The sequence below is a fragment of the Mitsuaria sp. CC2 genome (assembly GCF_048957715.1).
GTDB lineage: Bacteria > Pseudomonadota > Gammaproteobacteria > Burkholderiales > Burkholderiaceae_C > Roseateles.
Genome location: NZ_JARVXN010000013.1, coordinates 426,257 through 444,244, shown reverse-complemented (window position 1 = coordinate 444,244; position 17,988 = coordinate 426,257). Strand labels below are relative to the sequence as shown.

At 67.3% G+C, this 17,988-nt stretch carries 19 protein-coding genes; all 19 read left to right on the top strand.

Annotated features, from left to right (window positions below; all coding sequences use genetic code 11):
- Nucleotides 1-121 precede the first annotated feature (121 nt).
- The 19 genes from plsX to PV762_RS09600 all read left to right on the top strand — a co-directional run bounded on the left by plsX (nucleotide 122) and on the right by PV762_RS09600 (nucleotide 17,931).
- Nucleotides 122-1,255, top strand: coding sequence for a phosphate acyltransferase PlsX (gene plsX / locus PV762_RS09690; protein ID WP_421034813.1), 1,134 nt, complete (start codon nucleotides 122-124; stop codon nucleotides 1,253-1,255).
- The gene (locus tag PV762_RS09685) at nucleotides 1,252-2,241 is read left to right on the top strand and encodes a beta-ketoacyl-ACP synthase III (RefSeq protein WP_421034812.1); all 990 of its coding nucleotides are present in this window, start codon (nucleotides 1,252-1,254) and stop codon (nucleotides 2,239-2,241) included. Before plsX ends, PV762_RS09685 begins: the two co-directional genes overlap by 4 nt.
- 151 nt (nucleotides 2,242-2,392) lie before the next feature.
- Nucleotides 2,393-3,334, top strand: coding sequence for an ACP S-malonyltransferase (fabD, locus tag PV762_RS09680; RefSeq protein ID WP_421034811.1), 942 nt, complete (start codon nucleotides 2,393-2,395; stop codon nucleotides 3,332-3,334).
- A gap of 52 nt (nucleotides 3,335-3,386) precedes the next feature.
- Nucleotides 3,387-4,160, top strand: a complete 774-nt coding sequence (gene fabG, locus PV762_RS09675) for a 3-oxoacyl-ACP reductase FabG (protein WP_421034810.1) — start codon at nucleotides 3,387-3,389, stop codon at nucleotides 4,158-4,160.
- 195 nt (nucleotides 4,161-4,355) lie between these two features.
- Nucleotides 4,356-4,595 carry an acyl carrier protein gene (gene acpP / locus PV762_RS09670; RefSeq protein WP_058936430.1) on the top strand — a complete coding sequence of 80 codons (240 nt, stop codon included), beginning with the start codon at nucleotides 4,356-4,358 and terminating at the stop codon, nucleotides 4,593-4,595.
- 9 nt (nucleotides 4,596-4,604) lie between these two features.
- Nucleotides 4,605-5,852, top strand: a complete 1,248-nt coding sequence (gene fabF, locus PV762_RS09665) for a beta-ketoacyl-ACP synthase II (protein WP_421034809.1) — start codon at nucleotides 4,605-4,607, stop codon at nucleotides 5,850-5,852.
- A gap of 63 nt (nucleotides 5,853-5,915) precedes the next feature.
- Complete coding sequence (locus tag PV762_RS09660; RefSeq protein ID WP_421034808.1) at nucleotides 5,916-6,383, top strand: hypothetical protein; 468 nt, start codon at nucleotides 5,916-5,918, stop codon at nucleotides 6,381-6,383.
- Between the two features lie 136 nt (nucleotides 6,384-6,519).
- Nucleotides 6,520-8,010 (top strand): DegQ family serine endoprotease, encoded by a 1,491-nt coding sequence (locus PV762_RS09655; protein ID WP_421034839.1) that lies wholly within the window; start codon nucleotides 6,520-6,522, stop codon nucleotides 8,008-8,010.
- A gap of 563 nt (nucleotides 8,011-8,573) precedes the next feature.
- The gene (gene lepA, locus PV762_RS09650; protein WP_421034807.1) at nucleotides 8,574-10,382 is read left to right on the top strand and encodes a translation elongation factor 4; all 1,809 of its coding nucleotides are present in this window, start codon (nucleotides 8,574-8,576) and stop codon (nucleotides 10,380-10,382) included.
- A gap of 17 nt (nucleotides 10,383-10,399) precedes the next feature.
- The gene (lepB, locus tag PV762_RS09645) at nucleotides 10,400-11,371 is read left to right on the top strand and encodes a signal peptidase I (protein WP_421034806.1); all 972 of its coding nucleotides are present in this window, start codon (nucleotides 10,400-10,402) and stop codon (nucleotides 11,369-11,371) included.
- 82 nt (nucleotides 11,372-11,453) lie between these two features.
- The gene (locus tag PV762_RS09640) at nucleotides 11,454-11,810 is read left to right on the top strand and encodes a DUF4845 domain-containing protein (RefSeq protein ID WP_421034805.1); all 357 of its coding nucleotides are present in this window, start codon (nucleotides 11,454-11,456) and stop codon (nucleotides 11,808-11,810) included.
- A gap of 31 nt (nucleotides 11,811-11,841) precedes the next feature.
- Nucleotides 11,842-12,549, top strand: a complete 708-nt coding sequence (gene rnc / locus PV762_RS09635) for a ribonuclease III (protein WP_421034804.1) — start codon at nucleotides 11,842-11,844, stop codon at nucleotides 12,547-12,549.
- A 319-nt stretch (nucleotides 12,550-12,868) separates the two neighbouring features.
- Nucleotides 12,869-13,762 carry a GTPase Era gene (era, locus tag PV762_RS09630; RefSeq protein ID WP_421034838.1) on the top strand — a complete coding sequence of 298 codons (894 nt, stop codon included), beginning with the start codon at nucleotides 12,869-12,871 and terminating at the stop codon, nucleotides 13,760-13,762.
- A 5-nt stretch (nucleotides 13,763-13,767) separates the two neighbouring features.
- The gene (gene recO / locus PV762_RS09625) at nucleotides 13,768-14,544 is read left to right on the top strand and encodes a DNA repair protein RecO (RefSeq protein WP_421034803.1); all 777 of its coding nucleotides are present in this window, start codon (nucleotides 13,768-13,770) and stop codon (nucleotides 14,542-14,544) included.
- Complete coding sequence (locus PV762_RS09620) at nucleotides 14,541-15,323, top strand: pyridoxine 5'-phosphate synthase (protein ID WP_421034802.1); 783 nt, start codon at nucleotides 14,541-14,543, stop codon at nucleotides 15,321-15,323. The genes recO and PV762_RS09620 overlap by 4 nt, the downstream gene beginning before the upstream one ends.
- A 70-nt stretch (nucleotides 15,324-15,393) precedes the next feature.
- Nucleotides 15,394-15,789, top strand: a complete 396-nt coding sequence (gene acpS, locus PV762_RS09615) for a holo-ACP synthase (protein ID WP_421034801.1) — start codon at nucleotides 15,394-15,396, stop codon at nucleotides 15,787-15,789.
- Nucleotides 15,790-15,827: 38 nt separating this feature from the next.
- On the top strand, nucleotides 15,828-16,913 hold the full coding sequence (gene nagZ, locus PV762_RS09610) for a beta-N-acetylhexosaminidase (protein ID WP_421034800.1): 1,086 nt from the start codon (nucleotides 15,828-15,830) through the stop codon (nucleotides 16,911-16,913).
- Nucleotides 16,914-17,041: 128 nt separating this feature from the next.
- Entirely contained in the window at nucleotides 17,042-17,515 is a 474-nt protein-coding gene (locus PV762_RS09605; protein WP_421034799.1) for a DUF7684 family protein, read from the top strand.
- Nucleotides 17,512-17,931, top strand: a complete 420-nt coding sequence (locus PV762_RS09600) for a lysozyme inhibitor LprI family protein (protein WP_421034798.1) — start codon at nucleotides 17,512-17,514, stop codon at nucleotides 17,929-17,931. The genes PV762_RS09605 and PV762_RS09600 overlap by 4 nt, the downstream gene beginning before the upstream one ends.
- Nucleotides 17,932-17,988 lie beyond the last annotated feature (57 nt).

Here is a 17,988-nt window from a genome sequence, read left to right as displayed (position 1 = left end):
TCCTTCTCCGATCCCTCCCCCGGACGGGCGCCCCCTTCTTCCGGCAGCCGCCCGTTGTCGCGCACGCTTCTTGCGGGGTCGCTACAGTCGCACCTTCGACCGGTGTTCTTCTCAGGTTTCGATGACCGCAATTCCCGCCACCCGCTCATCGCCCTCCGCCGAGCCGCTCCGCCTGGCGGTGGACTGCATGGGCGGCGACCACGGCCCCGCCGTCACCCTCCCTGCCTGCCAGGCCTTCCTCGCCGCGCATCCGCATGCGGAGCTCGTGCTGGTCGGCCTGCCGGAGGCGCTCAAGGCCGCCGCGAGCTGGCCCCGCACGCGCATCGTCGCGGCCAGCGAGGTCGTCAGCATGGACGATCCCATCGAAGTCGCCCTGCGGCGCAAGAAGGATTCGTCGATGCGGGTGGCGCTCTCGCAGCTCAAGCCGGCCAAGGACGGCACGCCCGCTCAGGCGCATGCCTGCGTCTCCGCGGGCAACACCGGCGCGCTGATGGCAGTCGCCAAGTACCTGCTGAAAACGCTGGAAGGCATCGACCGCCCGGCCATCGCCACCGTGATGCCCAACCAGATCGGCGGCTTCACGACGGTGCTGGACCTGGGCGCCAACGTCGACTGCGGTCCGGAACACCTGCTGCAGTTCGCCGTGATGGGCAGCGCGCTGGTGTCGGCGGTGGACGGCAAGGAGAACCCGACGGTCGGCCTGCTGAACATCGGCGAGGAAATGATCAAGGGCAACGAGACGATCAAGCGCGCCGGCGAACTGCTGCGCGAGGCCGCCTCGCACGACCAGCTGAACTTCCACGGCAACGTGGAGGGCAACGACATCTTCAAGGGCACGACGGACATCGTCGTGTGCGACGGCTTCGTCGGCAATGTGGCGCTGAAGACGGCGGAGGGGCTGGCCAGCATGATCTCCAGCTTCATCAAGGCGGAGTTCACCCGCAACTGGTGGACCAAGGTCATCGCGCTGCTGGCGATGCCGGTGCTGCAGCGATTCAAGGACCGCGTCGACCATCGCCGCTTCAACGGCGCGGCGCTGCTGGGCCTGCGCGGCCTGGTCTTCAAGAGCCACGGTTCCGCCGATGCCTTCGCCTTCGAGCAGGCATTGAACCGGGCGTATGATGCGGCCCGCAACCGGCTCCTGGACCGGGTTCACGATCGCATCGTCGCGACGCTGCAGGCGCTTCCCGCGCCTGCCAACGAGGAAGGCGGCGATGCTGGAGACACGGCGGCCGCCGCCGCCCACGCTGCATGACCACTGCTTCCACGCGCCACGCCCGCATCCTCGGTACGGGCAGCCACCTGCCCGCGAACCGCGTCACCAACGCCGCCCTGGCGGACCGCCTGGCCCGCGACGGGATTGAAACCTCGCACGACTGGATCGTCGAACGCACGGGCATCCACGCCCGTCACTTCGCGGATCCGCAGGTCACCGCCAGCGACCTGGCCCTGCCGGCCGCGCAGGCCGCGCTCGAATCGGCCGGCGTGCGCGCCGACGAGATCGACCTGATCATCGTCGCCACATCCACGCCGGACATGGTGTTCCCCTCGACGGCCTGCCTGCTGCAGCAGAAGCTCGGCATCCACGGCTGCGCCGCCTTCGATGTGCAGGCCGTGTGCTCGGGCTTCGTGTACGCGCTGACGGTCGCCGACTCGATGATCAAGACCGGTGCCGCCACCAAGGCGCTGGTGGTCGGCGCCGAGGTGTTCTCGCGCATCCTCGACTTCAAGGACCGCACGACCTGCGTGCTGTTCGGCGACGGCGCCGGCGCCGTGGTCGTCGGTGCCAGCGACGAGCCCGGCATCCTCGCCAGCGAACTGCATGCCGACGGACGCCATGCCGACATCCTCTGCACGCCGGGCACCGTGTCCGGCGGCGATGTCCTCGGCCATCCGCTGCTGAAGATGGACGGCCAGGCGGTGTTCAAGCTGGCCGTGGGCGTGCTGGAGAAGGTCGCCCGCTCGGTCCTCGACAAGGCCGGCCGCACCGATGCCGATATCGACTGGCTGATCCCGCACCAGGCCAACATCCGCATCATGCAAGGCACGGCCAAGAAGCTGAAGATGCCGCTGGACAAGCTGATCGCCACCGTCGACGAGCACGGCAACACCTCCGCCGCGTCGATCCCGCTGGCCTTCGACGTTGCGGTGCGCGCCGGCAAGATCAAGCGCGGCGACACGGTGATGCTGGAAGGCGTCGGCGGCGGCTTCACCTGGGGCGCGGTGCTGCTGGACTTCTGATTCCCGACTTCCGACGCCGTCCAGGCGCCACTTCCCGCCTCCTTCGCGGCAGCCGGAAGCGCGCGCAGCGGCGGCACGCCAGAGGCCGCGCGTCGGTCGCGCGCGCCTCTTCTTCCTCCCAGATCCTCCTGGATCGTCTCGGACTCGAACCATGAGCAAGAACTTCGCAATCGTCTTCCCCGGGCAGGGGTCGCAGTCGGTCGGCATGCTGGACGCCTGGGGCGATCACCCGGAAGTGGTGCGCACGCTGGCCGAGGCCTCGGCCGCGCTGGGCGAGGACATCGCCGCGCTGATCAAGGACGGCCCGAAGGAACAGCTGGACCTGACGACCAACACCCAGCCGGTGATGCTGACCGCCGGCATCGCCTGCTACCGCGCCTGGATCGCCGAGACTGGTTTGGTCCCCGCCGCCGCCGCCGGCCACTCGCTGGGCGAGTACACGGCGCTGGTCGCCGCCGGCGCGCTCAGCCTGGCCGACGCGCTGCCGCTGGTGCGCTTCCGCGCGCAGGCGATGCAGGAAGCCGTGCCGGTCGGCACCGGCGCGATGTCGGCCATTCTGGGCCTGGACGCTGCGGTGGTCCGCGAGGTCTGCCACAAGATCGCCGCCGAATCGGGCGAGGTGGTCGAGGCCGTCAACTTCAACGATCCGAAGCAGACGGTGATCGCCGGTTCGAAGGCGGGCGTCGAGAAGGCCAACGAGGCCCTCAAGGCCGCCGGTGCGAAGCGCGCACTGCCGCTGCCGGTGTCGGCGCCCTTCCATTCCAGCCTGATGAAGCCGGCCGCCGAACGTCTGCGCGAGAAGCTCGCCGCCGTGTCGTTCCAGGCCGCCGCCTTCCCGGTGATCAACAACATCGACGTCGCCGTGACCGACGACGCCCAGGCGCTGCGCGACGCGCTGTTCCGCCAGGCCTTCGGTCCGGTGCGCTGGGTCGAGGTCATGCAGGCGCTCAAGGCGCGCGGCTTGAGTACCGTCATCGAATGCGGCCCCGGCAAGGTGCTGGCCGGCATGGCCAAGCGCATCGACGCCGAGCTGGTCAGCGCCACGGTGCTGGACCCCGCCTCGCTGGCCGAGGTCAAGGCGCTGCTGGCCTGAGTCGCCGCAGGCACTGCGGTCTCCTCCTTCCGAATTCCCCCCGAGGTTCCTCATGTCCGACAACACGTCCGATAGCAAGTCCGATAGCAAGTCCGACAGCAAGCACGTGGCGCTGGTGACCGGCGCCAGCCGCGGTATCGGCCGTGCGATCGCGCTGACGCTGGCCCAGAAGGGCTTCACCGTGATCGGCACCGCCACCGGCGAGTCCGGCGCGCAGGCCATCACCGAGGCCCTGGCGCCGCACGGCGGCCGCGGCGCGGTGCTGAACGTCAACGACGGCGCGGCCGTCGATGCGCTGATCGATGCGATCGTCAAGCAGGACGGCGGCATCCAGGTGCTGGTCAACAACGCCGGCATCACCAAGGACCAGCTGTCCATGCGCATGAAGGACGAGGACTGGGACGCCGTCCTGGACACCAACCTGAAGGCCGTGTTCCGCGCCAGCCGCGCCGTGATGCGCCCGATGATGAAGCAGCGCTATGGCCGCATCATCAACATCACCTCGGTGGTGGGCGCCTCCGGCAACGCCGGCCAGGCCAACTACGCGGCCGCCAAGGCCGGCGTCGCGGGCATGACGCGTGCCCTGGCCCGGGAGCTCGGCAGCCGATCGGTCACCGTCAACTGCGTCGCCCCCGGCTTCATCGCCACCGACATGACCGAGGTGCTGCCCGAGGCGCAGAAGACCGCGCTGCTGGCCCAGATCCCGGCCGGCCGCCTGGGCGATCCGGCCGAGATCGCCCATGCCGTGGCGTTCCTGGCTTCCCCGGAGGCCAGCTACATCACGGGCGTGGAGCTGCACGTCAACGGCGGCATGTACATGAATTGAGGTGGATCCCGTCCCGCGCCAGTGGTGCGGGCGGCCCACCCACCGGATTCACCCGGCCGGTGTAGGGCTGATAGAGTGCGAGCGCGCGCCGTCTCCGTCGTGGAAGGCGCGCCTCGGGAGGTCCGACTAGGGGCGCCACTCTAAGGCCTTAGAATCCCGGGTTGTTCTAGCAAACCACCCCCTCCTGGAGGAGTCATGAGCGATATCGAAGCACGTGTCAAGAAAATCATCGCCGAGCAGCTCGGCGTGCCCGAAGCCGATGTGACCAATGAAAAGGCCTTCGTCGCCGATCTGGGCGCTGATTCTCTGGACACCGTGGAACTGGTGATGGCCCTCGAAGACGAGTTCGGCATCGAGATCCCGGACGAAGAGGCCGAGAAGATCACCACCGTGCAGCTGGCCATCGATTACGCGGTCAAGCACCAGAAGGCGTAAGCAAGCAGCATGAGCCGTCGTCGCGTCGTCGTCACCGGTCTCGGCCTGATCTCGCCCGTGGGCAACACGGTCGAGGAAGGCTGGGCCAACATCGTGGCTGGCAAGTCCGGCATCGACACCATCACCCGTTTCGATGCCTCGGTCCTCGCCTGCCATTTCGCGGGAGAGGTCAAGGACTTCAAGGTGGATGACTACATCCCCGCGAAGGAAGCCCGCCACATGGATACCTTCATCCATTACGGGCTGGCGGCCTCGCTGCAGGCGATCCGCGACGCGGGTCTGCCCACCGGCGACGCGCTCGACCCGGAACTGGCGGAACGCATCGGCGTGCTGGTCGGCTCCGGCATCGGCGGTCTGCCGATGATCGAGGAGACCCACGCGGAATTGACCAGCCGCGGCCCGCGCCGCGTCAGTCCGTTCTTCGTGCCGGCATCGATCATCAACATGATCTCGGGTCACGTCTCGATCAAGTGCGGGTTCAAGGGCCCGAACCTGGCCATCGTGACGGCGTGCACCACGGGTCTGCACAGCATCGGCACCGCCGGACGCATGATCGAGGCGGGCGACGCCGACGTCATGGTCGCCGGCGGTTCGGAATCGACGGTGTCGCCGCTGGGCGTCGGCGGTTTCGCCGCGGCCCGCGCGCTGTCCACCCGCAACGACGACCCCAAGACCGCGTCCCGCCCCTGGGACAAGGATCGCGACGGCTTCGTGCTGGGCGAGGGCGCCGGCGTGCTGGTGCTCGAAGAGTACGAACACGCCAAGAAGCGCGGCGCGAAGATCTATGCGGAGCTGGTCGGCTTCGGCATGAGCGCCGACGCGTACCACATGACCGCGCCCGACGTGGACGGCCCGACGCGCTCGATGCGCAACGCGCTGCGCAACGCCGGGTTGAACGCGGACCAGATCCAGTACATGAACGCGCACGGCACGTCCACGCCCCTGGGCGATGCGAACGAGACCAACGCGATCAAGAAGGCCTTCGGCGACCATGCGAAGAACGGCCTGGTGGTGTCGTCGACCAAGTCGATGACCGGCCATCTGCTGGGCGGCGCGGGCGGCATCGAGTCCGTCTTCACCGTCAAGTCGCTGCATGACCAGGTCGCTCCGCCGACGATCAACATCTTCAACCAGGATCCCGAGTGCGACCTGGACTACTGTGCCAACGAGGCGCGGAAGATGCCGATCGAGTACGCCGCGAAGAACAACTTCGGTTTCGGCGGCACGAACGGCACGCTGATCTTCAAGCGGATCTGACCGCGGATCTGCTGATCAGGTCGAGCACCTCCAGCAGATCGCGCACGAGACGGACGGCGCCCCATGACGCCGGACCGATCGACATCACGCCGGGCCACTGCCCGGCGTTTTTCATTGACGGACGATGCGAGCTGGGTGCGCGTGCAGCGCGCGGTGCTGTGCGGCGGCGTGGCGGCGGCGATCATCGCGGCCTTGCTCCAGGCCGGTGTCGCCGACGGCATGGTCGCGTGGGCGGCGATCCTGCTCGCCGCCGTGGCGGGGGCCGCGTTGCCGGTCCGGTCACGGGCGCAGGCCGTGCTGCGATGGGACGGTGCGCAGTGGTGGTGGCAGCACGCGGGAGAGCCGCTTGCCGTTTCGCCGGACGTCGTCATCGACCTCGAACAATGGATGCTGCTGCGGCTGAACGCCGTCACTGATGCGGAAGGTGTTCGTGGTCGCACGCCACGCGAGCGCTGGATCGCGTTGTCGCGACGCGCGCACGAGGCGCAATGGGCCTCGCTCAGGCTCCACCTCTTTCTCGCTGCAGGCTGACACCATGTCGTTTCTGAATTCCGGGCATGATGTGGGCCTTCCGTTTTTGCATCGCCACCTGCGAGTGTTCATGCTCAATTCCGATCGCCCCTGTTCCCTTCGACGTCTCGCGCTGGCGCTCACCGGCGCCACCTTGATGAGCGCCTCGCTCGGCGCGGCCGCACAAGCGGCCCAGACCGCGACGAAGCCTGCGGCGCCCGCTGCCACCGCCACCGTCGCGACCCCGGTGACCGCGTCGGTGCCCGTCGCCGCCCCGGAACTGGCGCGCGCGCTGCCGGACTTCAGTGCCTTGGTCGAACAGGTGGGGCCGGCCGTGGTCAACATCCGGACCTCGGAGAAGGTCAAGGTCGCCAATGCGCAGATCGACGACCAGATGCGCGAACTGCTGCGCCGCTTCGGGATTCCCGTGCCGCCGCAGCGCCGCACGCCGCCCGGCGCGGCGCCCGCGCCGACCCCGGACGACGAGGATGACGAGGACGCGCCGCAGCGTCGCGGCCTGGGTTCGGGCTTCGTGATCGGCGCGGACGGCTTCGTGATGACCAACGCGCACGTCGTCGACGATGCCGACGAGGTGACCGTCACGCTGACCGACAAGCGCGAGTTCAAGGCCAAGGTGGTCGGCCTGGACCGCCGCACCGACGTCGCGGTGCTCAAGGTCGATGCGAACAACCTGCCGATGCTGCGCATGGGCGACGTCAGCCGGCTCAAGGTCGGCGAATGGGTGATGGCCATCGGCTCGCCGTTCGGTTTCGACAACACGGTGACGGCCGGCATCGTCAGCGCCAAGGCGCGCGACACCGGCGACCTGCTGCCGCTGATCCAGACCGACGTCGCGATCAACCCGGGCAACTCCGGCGGTCCGCTGCTGAACCTGCGCGGTGAGGTGGTCGGCATCAACTCGCAGATCTACAGCCAGTCGGGCGGGTTCATGGGCATCTCGTTCGCGATCCCGATCGACGAGGCCATGCGCGTGGCCGACCAGCTGCGCGCCGGCGGCCGCGTGACGCGCGGCATGCTGGGCGTCTATCCGGACGACGTCAGCAAGGAAGTCGCGGAGGCCATCGGCCTGGGCAAGCCGCAAGGCGCGCTGATCAGCCGCATCACGCCGGCAGGTCCCGGCGAGAAGGCCGGACTGCAGCTCGGCGACGTGATCACCAGGTTCGACGGCAAGACCGTGGAGAAGGCGGTCGACCTGCGCCGCCTGGCCGCGGCGACCAAGCCCGGGACCAAGGTGCCGCTGCAGGTGTTCCGGCGCGGCGCCTACAAGGACCTGACCGCGACGCTCGACGCGCTGCCCGACGACCGCGCGGCGGCGACGCCGGAAGCGGAGGCGCCCGCGGCGACCGGCGCTTCGGCCTGGGGTCTGACGGTCACCGAACTGACCGAGGCGCAACGCAAGGAACTGAAGGTCGACGGCGGTCTGCGCATCGATACCGTGGACGGCCCGGCCGCCCGTGCCGGTCTGAAGACCGGCGACGTGATCCTCTCGGCGAACAACGCCGAGGTGAAGACGGTCAAGCAGTTCCAGGCGGCGCTGGCCAAGCTGGAGAAGGGCAAATCGCTGCAGATGCTGGTGCGTCGCGGCGAGGTGGCGACCTACGTCGTGCTCAAGCCTGGCAAAGGCTGAATCGGGCACCGTCAACCCACCGCCGGCCTGGGGCTTTCCGCAATGCGGAAAAATTCATCCGGCGGACCGCGACGCGGTGCACAAGTCGTCGTCGGTTGGTGCTTGCTAACGGTTGTGACCAAGGCGGGGATAGACGGGGTATTGGTGCCCCGCTCCGCTACAATCAAGCCGCGTTCGGGCAGCTTTGTCGCTGTTCCGACGGTGAATCGGAAGGCATCATTTTGATGGGCTCAGCGATCCACAGGATGTCCCCGCGTTTTGTGGATAACCTGTGTACAAAATTGCTGTTGGCGAAGGGCAACGCGCGAGAAGCTCGCATCCATGCGGTTTCCAGGGCGGGGCTTTTGGCTACAATGAAAGCCCAACAAGCAGTTGCCATACGTTTTGTTGGAAGGCGCGTCACCGTTTAGACGTGCCTTTTTTTTATGTCTTGCTCAGGTCCTGCGAAGGTCCCTGCATCACCGCCCCGACCGACCGTCCCCAGCATGTTCAGCATGCATCAGCGTGCTCCGCTCGAGCGCGCTTGAGGTGGCGGACACAGCGCGCGGTCTCCGTCCGAGTCCATGAAGCACATCCGCAATTTCTCCATCATTGCCCACATCGACCACGGCAAGAGCACCTTGGCCGACCGGATCATCCAACGCTGCGGCGGGCTGTCCGACCGGGAGATGGAAGCGCAGGTGCTGGACTCGATGGACATCGAGCGCGAGCGCGGCATCACGATCAAGGCGCAGACCGCCGCGCTGCAATACAAGGCGGCGGACGGACAGGTCTACAACCTGAACCTGATCGACACCCCGGGACACGTGGACTTCTCTTATGAAGTCAGCCGGTCGCTGTCCGCGTGCGAAGGCGCGCTGCTGGTGGTCGACGCCAGCCAGGGCGTCGAGGCGCAGACGGTGGCCAACTGCTACACCGCGCTGGAGCTCGGCGTCGAGGTCGTGCCGGTCCTGAACAAGATGGACCTGCCCTCCGCCAATCCGGACGGCGCGAAGGCGGAGATCGAGGAAGTCATCGGCATCGACGCCACCGATGCGATCCCGTGCTCCGCCAAGACCGGCATGGGCATCGACGAGATCATCGAGGCCGTCATCGCCCGCATGCCGCCGCCCAAGGGCACGGTCGAGGCCCCGCTGCGCGCGATGATCATCGACTCCTGGTTCGACAACTACGTCGGCGTCGTGATGCTGGTCCGCGTGGTGGACGGCACGCTCAAGAAGAACGAGCGCATCCGCATGATGGCCACCAACGCCATCTACCCGGCCGAACACCTGGGCGTGTTCACGCCCAAGTCGGAAAAGCGCGACCAGCTCAACGCGGGCGAGGTGGGTTTCATCATCGCCGGCATCAAGGAACTGTCCGCGGCGAAGGTGGGCGACACCATCACGCTGGAAAAGAAGCTGCCGAACAACCTGGGCCCGGCCGCCGAGGCGCTGCCCGGTTTCAAGGAGATCCAGCCGCAGGTGTTCGCGGGCCTGTACCCGACCGAAGCCAGCGAATACGACCAGCTGCGCGACGCGCTGGAGAAGCTCAAGCTGAACGATGCGTCGCTGCGTTTCGAGCCGGAAGTCTCGCAGGCGCTGGGCTTCGGTTTCCGCTGCGGCTTCCTCGGCCTGCTGCACATGGAGATCGTGCAGGAGCGCCTGGAGCGCGAATTCGACCAGGACCTGATCACGACCGCGCCCAGCGTGGTCTATGAGGTCCAGCTGGGCGACGGCGAAGTCATCGAGGTGGAGAACCCCTCGAAGATGCCGGAGCAGAGCAAGATCGCCGAGATCCGCGAGCCCATCGTGACGGTCCACCTGTACATGCCGCAGGAGTACGTCGGCGCGGTGATGACGCTGGCCAACCAGAAGCGCGGCGTGCAGCTGAACATGGCGTACCACGGCCGCCAGGTCATGCTGACCTACGAGATCCCGCTGGCCGAGATCGTGCTGGACTTCTTCGACAAGCTGAAGTCGGTCTCGCGCGGCTACGCGTCCATGGACTACGAGTTCAAGGAATACCGCGCCTCCGACGTCGTCAAGGTCGACATGCTGATCAACGGCGACCGCATCGACGCGCTGTCGCTGATCGTGCACCGGGCACAGTCGCAGTTCCGCGGACGTCAGGTCGCGGCCAAGATGCGCGAGATCATCCCGCGCCAGATGTACGACGTGGCCATCCAGGCGGCCATCGGCGCCAACATCATCTCGCGCGAGAACATCAAGGCCTTGCGCAAGAACGTGCTGGCAAAATGCTATGGCGGCGACATCAGCCGCAAGCGCAAGCTGCTGGAGAAGCAGAAGGCCGGCAAGAAGCGCATGAAGCAAATCGGTTCGGTGGAGGTGCCGCAAGAAGCCTTCCTGGCCATCCTCCAAGTCGAAGAATAAGTTTCCGCATGAAAGCCATGAGCGCACTGACCGGGTTGCTGTATGTGACCCTGATCGCCTACCTGGGCGGCTGGTACCAGGGCTACTGGAACGGCAACTTCTCGCTGCTGCTGCTGATCCTGACCACGGTGACGCTGGCGTACTGGCTGGCCGAGCGCTTCCACTTCCAGCCCTCGCGCGAACGCGCGGCGGCGCAACTGGCGAAGAACGACGAACAGCGCCGCGCGTCGCTGGCCGCGCAGGGCATCCAGCGCGTCGACGGCGACGTCGAGGGCGCCCGCGAGGAGATCCTGCGCCAGCCCTGGTGGCTGGACTGGACCGCCGGCCTGTTCCCGGTGATCCTGATCGTCTTCCTGCTTCGCTCGTTCATGTTCGAGCCATTCAAGATCCCGTCCGGCTCCATGGTGCCGACGCTGCTGATCGGCGACCTGATCCTGGTCAACAAGTTCCATTACGGCGTGCGGCTGCCGGTGATCAACAAGAAGATCATCGACAACAACGACGTGGCGCGCGGCGACGTGGTCGTGTTCCGCTACCCGCAGACGCCCAGCGTCGATTACATCAAGCGCGCCGTCGGCCTGCCCGGCGACGAGATCGCCTACCTGAACCAGAAGCTGTACGTGAACGGCAAGCAGGTCGAGACGGTGTCGCAGGGCGAGTTCTTCGACGAGGATCCGAGCTCGATGCGCTTCCGGCCGCGCTACACGGAAAAGCTGGGGGCGGTCGAACACCAGATCCTGGTGGACGTGCAGTCGCAGGGCAACATCCGCAAGCAATATGACTTCCCGTACAGCGAGAACTGCAAGTACACGCTGGAAGGCGTGACCTGCAAGGTGCCGGCCGGCCATTACTTCATGATGGGCGACAACCGGGACAACTCGATGGACTCGCGCTTCTGGGGCTTCGTGCCGGATGAGAACATCGTGGGCCGCGCCTTCGTGGTCTGGATGAACTTCGGCAGCCTGAAGCGCATCGGGCGTATCCAATAATTTCGGCTGACACACTGGCTGACCCCAGTCCGGCAGACGATCGACTACTCTGTTCCAACGACAAACACCGGAGCGACGCGTGATGAGGGCACGGAAGATTCAACGGGGCATCAGCCTGCTGGGACTGATGTTCTGGGCGGTGATCATCGGTGGCGGATCGGTGATCCTGCTGCGCGTGGTGCCGACGGTGATGGAGTACTACACCATCCAGCGGGCGATCGAGAAGATCGCCCGAGACGCGCCCCCGACGGTGGCGGAGGCGCGCAACCAGTTCCAGCGCACCAAGGACATCGAGTATTCGATCGTCAGCGTCGAGCCGGCGGACTTGATCATCACCAAGGTCGATGACAAGGTGAAGATCAGCTTTGCCTACGACAAGGAAGTACCCTTGTTCGGCCCGGCCTTCCTGGTGATCAAGTACAAAGGCAGTACCCGCTGACCGTCCTGAACCTTCCTTCCCACCTCCGTCCATGACCCCGCAAGCGCTCGACGCCCTCCAGCAACGCCTCGGCTACCGCTTCACGCAGCCGGGTCTGCTGCAGCGCGCGCTGACGCATCGCAGCTTCGGTCAGCAGCACAACGAACGCCTGGAATTCCTCGGCGACGCGGTGCTCAACCTGACGGTGTCGGCCATGCTGTTCGACCGCTTCGCCGGTTCCGACGAAGGCGATCTGACCCGCATCCGGGCCCACCTGGTGCGCGAGGACAGCCTGCACCGCCTGGCGCTGGTGCTGCAGATGCCGGAGGCGCTGCGCATGAGCGAGGGCGAGGCCCGTGGCGGCGGCGGTCAGCGCCCGTCCATCCTGGCGGACGCGCTGGAGGCCGTGATCGGTGCGGCGTTCCTGGACGGCGGCTATGAGGCCGCGCGCGAGATCGTGCGCGGGCTGCTGGGCGAGACCATCGCCGCCAGCGGCATCGAGCAGTGGGCCAAGGATTCCAAGACGGCGCTGCAGGAGTGGCTCCAGGCGCGCAAGCTGCCGGTGCCGTCCTATCGCATCGCCGAGACGCGGGGTCAGGCCCACGCGCAGACCTTCACCGTCGAATGCGAAGTGGCCTCGCTGACGCTGTCGCGCCGCGGCGAAGGGCGCTCGCGCCGGATCGCCGAGCAGGAGGCCGCCCGGCAGGTGCTGGACGAACTGCTCGCCGGCGACCGGCCCGGTACCGGCCTGCGCGACTGACGCGGAGCCCGCGATGAATGCCCCCAGCACGCCGAGGACGCCGAAGTCGACGTCCTCGTCCGATTCCATTTCCGATGCCATTTCCGCATCCCCTTCTGAATCCGTTGCCCTTCCCCCTGTTTCCGAGGACCCTGATCTGAACGCCCCGCACGACCCCGCCACGCCGCACGACGCCACACCACACGCCGCCGACGCTCCGCCGGACCAGGACGCCGACGCGCGCGCCCACGAGGAAGGCGAAGCAGGCGAGGAAGGCGAACACCTCGACGAGGACGATGGCGGCGAGGACCTGCCCGAGATCCAGGGCGGCATCGGCGCGATGCCGTACGAGGGCGACCTGCGCTGCGGCCTGATCGCGATCGTCGGCCGGCCCAACGTCGGCAAGTCGACGCTGCTGAACGCGCTGGTGGGGCAGAAGGTCTCGATCACTTCGAAGAAGGCGCAGACGACGCGCCACCGCATCACCGGTGTGCGCACCGTCGACGAGGCGCAGTTCGTCTTCGTCGACACGCCCGGCTTCCAGACCCGGCACAGCAGCGCGCTGAACCGCAACCTGAACCGCACCGTCCAGGGCGTGCTGGCGGATGTGGACCTGGTGCTGTTCGTGGTGGAGGCGGGCCGCTTCGGCCTGGACGACGCGAAGGTGCTGTCGCTGCTGCCGAAGGACAAGCCGGTCGTCCTGATCGCCAACAAGCTGGATGCGGTGACCCGGCGAGCCGAGATGATGCCCTGGCTCAAGAGCATGCAGGAGCGCCGCAACTTCACCGAGTTCGTGCCGCTGTCGGCCAAGAAGGACTCGGACGTGCAGCGCCTGTTCCAGATCCTGAAGCCCTACCTCCCGAACCAGGAATGGTTCTACGAGGAAGACGCGCTGACCGACCGCAGCGAGAAGTTCATGGCCGCGGAAATGATCCGCGAGAAGCTCTTCCGCCTGACCGGCGACGAGCTCCCCTACGAAGCCACGGTGATCATCGATCGCTGGGAAGAGGAGGGCAACCTGCGCCGCATCGCCGCGACCATCGTGGTCGAGCGCGACGCGCAGAAGGGCATGATCATCGGCCAGGGCGGCGAGCGCCTGAAGCGCATCGGCTCGGAGACCCGCCAGGAACTCGAGAAGCTGTGGGACGCGCGCGTGTTCCTGGAGCTCTGGGTGAAGGTGCGGTCGGGCTGGGCCGACTCCGAAGAGCATCTGAGAAGCTACGGTTACGAGTAAGGCCCATGGCCACACGCGCCCCGAAGCCGCCCGCCACGCAGGCGGCTTTTGTTTTGCATCACTACGACTGGAGCGAGACCAGCCTCGTGCTGGACCTGTTCAGTCGCGAACACGGCCGGCTGGCGGTGGTCGCCAAGGGCGCGAAACGGCCGTATTCGCAGCTGCGATCGGTGCTGCTGCCCTTCCTGCGGCTTCAGGTGACGCTGTCCAAGCCGTCGAAGGTGAACGAGGACGGCGCGGCCGAGGTCCAGTCGCTGCGCGGCGCGGAGTGGGTCGGCGGGCAGACGCTGCCCAGCGGCGCGGCGCTGTTCAGCGGCTACTACGTCAACGAACTGCTGCTGAAGTTCCTGCCGCGCCAGGATGCGCAGCCCGAGCTGTTCGATGCCTATGCGGCCTTGCTGCCGCAACTGACCTCCGTGGACGACGCCCACGCGGCGCTGCGCGCCTTCGAGCTGAAGATGCTCGCGATCTGCGGCCTGCTGCCCGACCTGAGCGTGCTCTCGACGACGCAGGCGCCGCTGGACCCGGAGCGGCTCTACATGCTCGCGCCGGAGTCGGGCGTCATCGTGCCGGCACACGACGCCCCCCAACTGACGGGCCAGGCCGTCATCCAGCTCCAGGCGGCGCTGCTGCACGGCAGCCAGGCGGCGCTGCAGCAGGCCTGCGAACAGGCGGGTCCGGCGTTGAAGCCGTTGTCGCGCGCGTTGCTTCACTATCATCTGGGGCATCGTCCATTGCGGACGCGGCAAGTGCTGCTCGACGTCCAGAAGCTGCTCACATGAATCCGCTGATCGCTCCCGAATCCGGCCGCCACGATGCGCGATGCGCGCTGTCGGTCAACGTCAACAAGGTCGCGCTGCTGCGCAACACCCGGCACCTGGGCATTCCCAGCGTGACGCGCGCGGCGCAGCTGTGCCTGGAGGCCGGCGCGCAGGGCATCACGGTGCATCCGCGACCCGACGCGCGCCACATCCGCGCCGACGACGTGCGGGATCTGGCCGCGCTGATGAAGTCCTGGCCGCGGGCCGAATACAACATCGAAGGCAATCCGACGCAGAACCTGATGGACTTCATCCGCGAGACGCGGCCGCACCAGGCGACCTTCGTACCGGACAGCGAGGACCAGTTCACTTCCGACCACGGCTGGAACCTGCCGGCGGACGCCGAACGGCTGCGTCCGATGATCGCGGAGTGCAAGTCGCTGGGCGTGCGGGTGAGCCTGTTCATGGACCCGCTGCCGGAGGCGATGGCGCACGTGGCCGCGCTGGGGGCGGACCGCATCGAGCTCTACACCGAGACCTGGGCGAGCGCCTTCGGCACGCCGCGCGAGGCCGAGACGGTGGCCGCATTCGCCGCCGCGGCGCGCGCGGCGCTGGCGCAGGGGCTGGGCATCAACGCCGGCCACGACCTGAACCGAGACAACCTGACGCGCTTCCTGCGCGAGGTGCCGGGGGTGTCGGAGGTCTCGATCGGCCACGCGCTGATCGCGGACGCGCTGGAACTCGGCTACACCGAGGCGGTGCGCGACTACCAGCGCTGCATCCAGCGCGCGTACGTCTGATTGCACTTCCGCACTCAACGTCCACACGGCGGGCACGGAGCGCGCACGCGAGGCGCATGAAAGGGTCGCGATGATCTACGGCATCGGCACGGACGTCTGCGACATCCGGCGCATCCGGGAGACTTTCCAACGGCGCGGCGTCCGTTTCGCCGAGAAGGTGCTGGGCCCGCACGAGATCGAGGTGTTCCGCGAGCGGTACGCCAAGGTCGAGGCACGGGGCATCGCCTACCTGGCGACGCGGTTCTCGGCCAAGGAGGCGTTCTCGAAGGCGATCGGCATGGGCATGCGGATGCCGATGACCTGGCGCGCCTGCGAGATCGTCAAGGCGCGCAGCGGCAAGCCGGGGATCCAGCTGCACGGTGCGCTGGCCGAATGGTTCGAAGCCAAGCGGCTGAGCGCGCATGTCAGCGTGAGCGACGAGACCGACTATGCGACGGCGTTCGTCGTCGTCGAGATGCGCGATTGACGCGATTGACGCGATTGAAAATGAAAGAGACACAGACAATGACCGAGCACCTGCATTCGCCCGTGATCCTGGACATCGCCGGCACGACGCTGACGGCGGACGATCGCCGCCGGCTGGCGCATCCGCTGACCGGCGGGATGATCCTGTTCGCGCGCCACTTCGAGAGCCGCGCGCAGCTGACGTCGCTGTGCGCCGAAGCGAAGGCGATCCGTCCCGATCTGCTGATCGCGGTCGACCAGGAGGGCGGTCGGGTCCAGCGTTTCCGCACGGACGGCTTCACGGCGCTGCCGGCGATGCGCGCGCTCGGCGAGCTGTGGATGGACGACGCGATGCGCGCGATCCAGGCCGCGACGGCGACCGGCTTGGTGCTGGCGCTGGAACTGCGGGCCTGCGGCGTCGACATGAGTTTCGCGCCGGTGCTGGACCTGGACCACCAGGATGCCGGACGCCAGTCGATCAGCGCGGTGATCGGATCGCGCAGCTTCCACAGCGATCCGCGCGTGGTGAGCCTGCTGGCGCAGAGCCTGATGCAAGGCCTGGCCCTGGCGGGCATGGCGAGCTGCGGCAAGCACTTCCCGGGGCACGGCGCGGTGAGCGTCGATTCCCACGTGGGCGTGCCGGTGGACACGCGCTCGCTGAAGGCGATCCTGGCGGAGGACGTCCGCCCGTTCGAATGGCTGAGCCTGAGCCTGTCGGCGGTGATGCCGGCGCATGTGGTCTACCGCAAGGTGGACAGCCGTCCGGCGGGCTTCAGCCAGCGCTGGCTGCAGGACATCCTGCGCGACCGCCTGGGCTTCGCCGGCGCGGTGTTCAGCGATGACCTCGGCATGGCCGCGGCGCGCGTGATCGAGGGCCGGCCGGTGGGATACACCGAGGCGGCGCTCGCCGCGCTGGGCGCGGGTTGCGACCTGGTGCTGCTGTGCAACCAGAGCCAGGAGCAGGGCGGTCGCGCAATCGACGAGCTGCTCGACGGCCTGACCGACGCGCAAGCCAAGGGCACGTGGACGCCCGCGATCGACAGCGAAGCGCGCCGCGCGGCACTGGTGCCGCAATCGGCACCGCTGACCTGGGATGAGCTGATGCTGGCGCCGCGTTATCTGGAGGCGCTGGCGCGCCTGCCTTGATTCGCGTGGACGGGCCGCTCAGCGGCAGTTGACCGAGCGAATCGTCATCATGGCGCCGGGTTCCTTGCGCATGATGGAAGTCGAAGGTCATTTCGTGCTCAGCAGAAATAAAACAGCCCGAAACGGGGATGCACATGCGCGAAGGTCCGATTGATATCCCGCTGCCGGTCTACCGTCACGTCGATCCCGACGGGGCGCTGCGCACACTCGCGGCGCGTGCGCCATTCCGCGCAGTCGTCGTGGCCGAAGTCCCAGTGACGCCCGCTCAGCAGAATCGCATCAGCGACTGGCTCGTCGCCGAAGGCTGCCTCTACGCCATGGCGTGGGGCGTGGCCGCAAGCAGTTGGGACGATGCCATCGATTGGGCCAACATCGCAAAGTTCAGCGGCACCGCTGTGCCGGAGAGTGGCTTCGTCATGACCACCTGGCATGACGATGAAACGCTGAGCGAGGTGTTCGACTACGCAGTCCGCTGCGCAATTCATCCCACCGAAGCGTTGGACGAATTGATCGTTGTGCATGTGGCCGTCGCCGCGGATCCTGAGCGCGTCCAAGCTGCCTTTCGAGTCGTATGTCCTTCTGATCACAAGGAGCATCCATGAAGAGCAAAGGTTTCCACCTCGACCGCACGATCGCGCGACGACTCGCCTTCGCGGCGCTGGTGATGTCCGCGGCCTCGTCCGCGCACGCGCTGGACTGCGCGAACGTCGTGAGCACCGTCGACATGAACGACTGCGCCACACAGGAGCAGCAGCAGATCGAGAAGCAGCTCAACGACGTCTATCGCCGCGTGCTGGCGGAAACGCCCGCCAAGGTCGGCGGAGCCAAGCCGGCGAAGCCGAAGGACAGCCTCGTCGCCGCTCAGCGCCTGTGGGTGAAGTTCCGCGAGGCCGATTGCAAGGCGGTGCTCGACCTGTGGTCTGAAGGCTCGATCCGCAACCTGCAGTACCTTGGGTGCATGCGCGAGCACGCGCAGCTGCGCATCAAGCAGCTCGAAGCCTTCAAGACGCAGCCTTGAGCGATGACACCGACGTGACTGGAGGCTCGTTGAGCCTCGGTGCGCGGCGCCGTTCTG

Bases quoted from the DNA above. Each gene is read 5' to 3' on its own strand.
- plsX (WP_421034813.1), top strand. From the start codon at position 122: ATGACCGCAATTCCCGCCACCCGCTCATCGCCCTCCGCCGAGCCGCTC.
- PV762_RS09685 (WP_421034812.1), top strand. From the start codon at position 1,252: ATGACCACTGCTTCCACGCGCCACGCCCGCATCCTCGGTACGGGCAGC.
- fabD (WP_421034811.1), top strand. From the start codon at position 2,393: ATGAGCAAGAACTTCGCAATCGTCTTCCCCGGGCAGGGGTCGCAGTCG.
- fabG (WP_421034810.1), top strand. From the start codon at position 3,387: ATGTCCGACAACACGTCCGATAGCAAGTCCGATAGCAAGTCCGACAGC.
- acpP (WP_058936430.1), top strand. From the start codon at position 4,356: ATGAGCGATATCGAAGCACGTGTCAAGAAAATCATCGCCGAGCAGCTC.
- fabF (WP_421034809.1), top strand. From the start codon at position 4,605: ATGAGCCGTCGTCGCGTCGTCGTCACCGGTCTCGGCCTGATCTCGCCC.
- PV762_RS09660 (WP_421034808.1), top strand. From the start codon at position 5,916: ATGACGCCGGACCGATCGACATCACGCCGGGCCACTGCCCGGCGTTTT.
- PV762_RS09655 (WP_421034839.1), top strand. From the start codon at position 6,520: ATGAGCGCCTCGCTCGGCGCGGCCGCACAAGCGGCCCAGACCGCGACG.
- lepA (WP_421034807.1), top strand. From the start codon at position 8,574: ATGAAGCACATCCGCAATTTCTCCATCATTGCCCACATCGACCACGGC.
- lepB (WP_421034806.1), top strand. From the start codon at position 10,400: ATGAGCGCACTGACCGGGTTGCTGTATGTGACCCTGATCGCCTACCTG.
- PV762_RS09640 (WP_421034805.1), top strand. From the start codon at position 11,454: ATGAGGGCACGGAAGATTCAACGGGGCATCAGCCTGCTGGGACTGATG.
- rnc (WP_421034804.1), top strand. From the start codon at position 11,842: ATGACCCCGCAAGCGCTCGACGCCCTCCAGCAACGCCTCGGCTACCGC.
- era (WP_421034838.1), top strand. From the start codon at position 12,869: ATGCCGTACGAGGGCGACCTGCGCTGCGGCCTGATCGCGATCGTCGGC.
- recO (WP_421034803.1), top strand. From the start codon at position 13,768: ATGGCCACACGCGCCCCGAAGCCGCCCGCCACGCAGGCGGCTTTTGTT.
- PV762_RS09620 (WP_421034802.1), top strand. From the start codon at position 14,541: ATGAATCCGCTGATCGCTCCCGAATCCGGCCGCCACGATGCGCGATGC.
- acpS (WP_421034801.1), top strand. From the start codon at position 15,394: ATGATCTACGGCATCGGCACGGACGTCTGCGACATCCGGCGCATCCGG.
- nagZ (WP_421034800.1), top strand. From the start codon at position 15,828: ATGACCGAGCACCTGCATTCGCCCGTGATCCTGGACATCGCCGGCACG.
- PV762_RS09605 (WP_421034799.1), top strand. From the start codon at position 17,042: ATGCACATGCGCGAAGGTCCGATTGATATCCCGCTGCCGGTCTACCGT.
- PV762_RS09600 (WP_421034798.1), top strand. From the start codon at position 17,512: ATGAAGAGCAAAGGTTTCCACCTCGACCGCACGATCGCGCGACGACTC.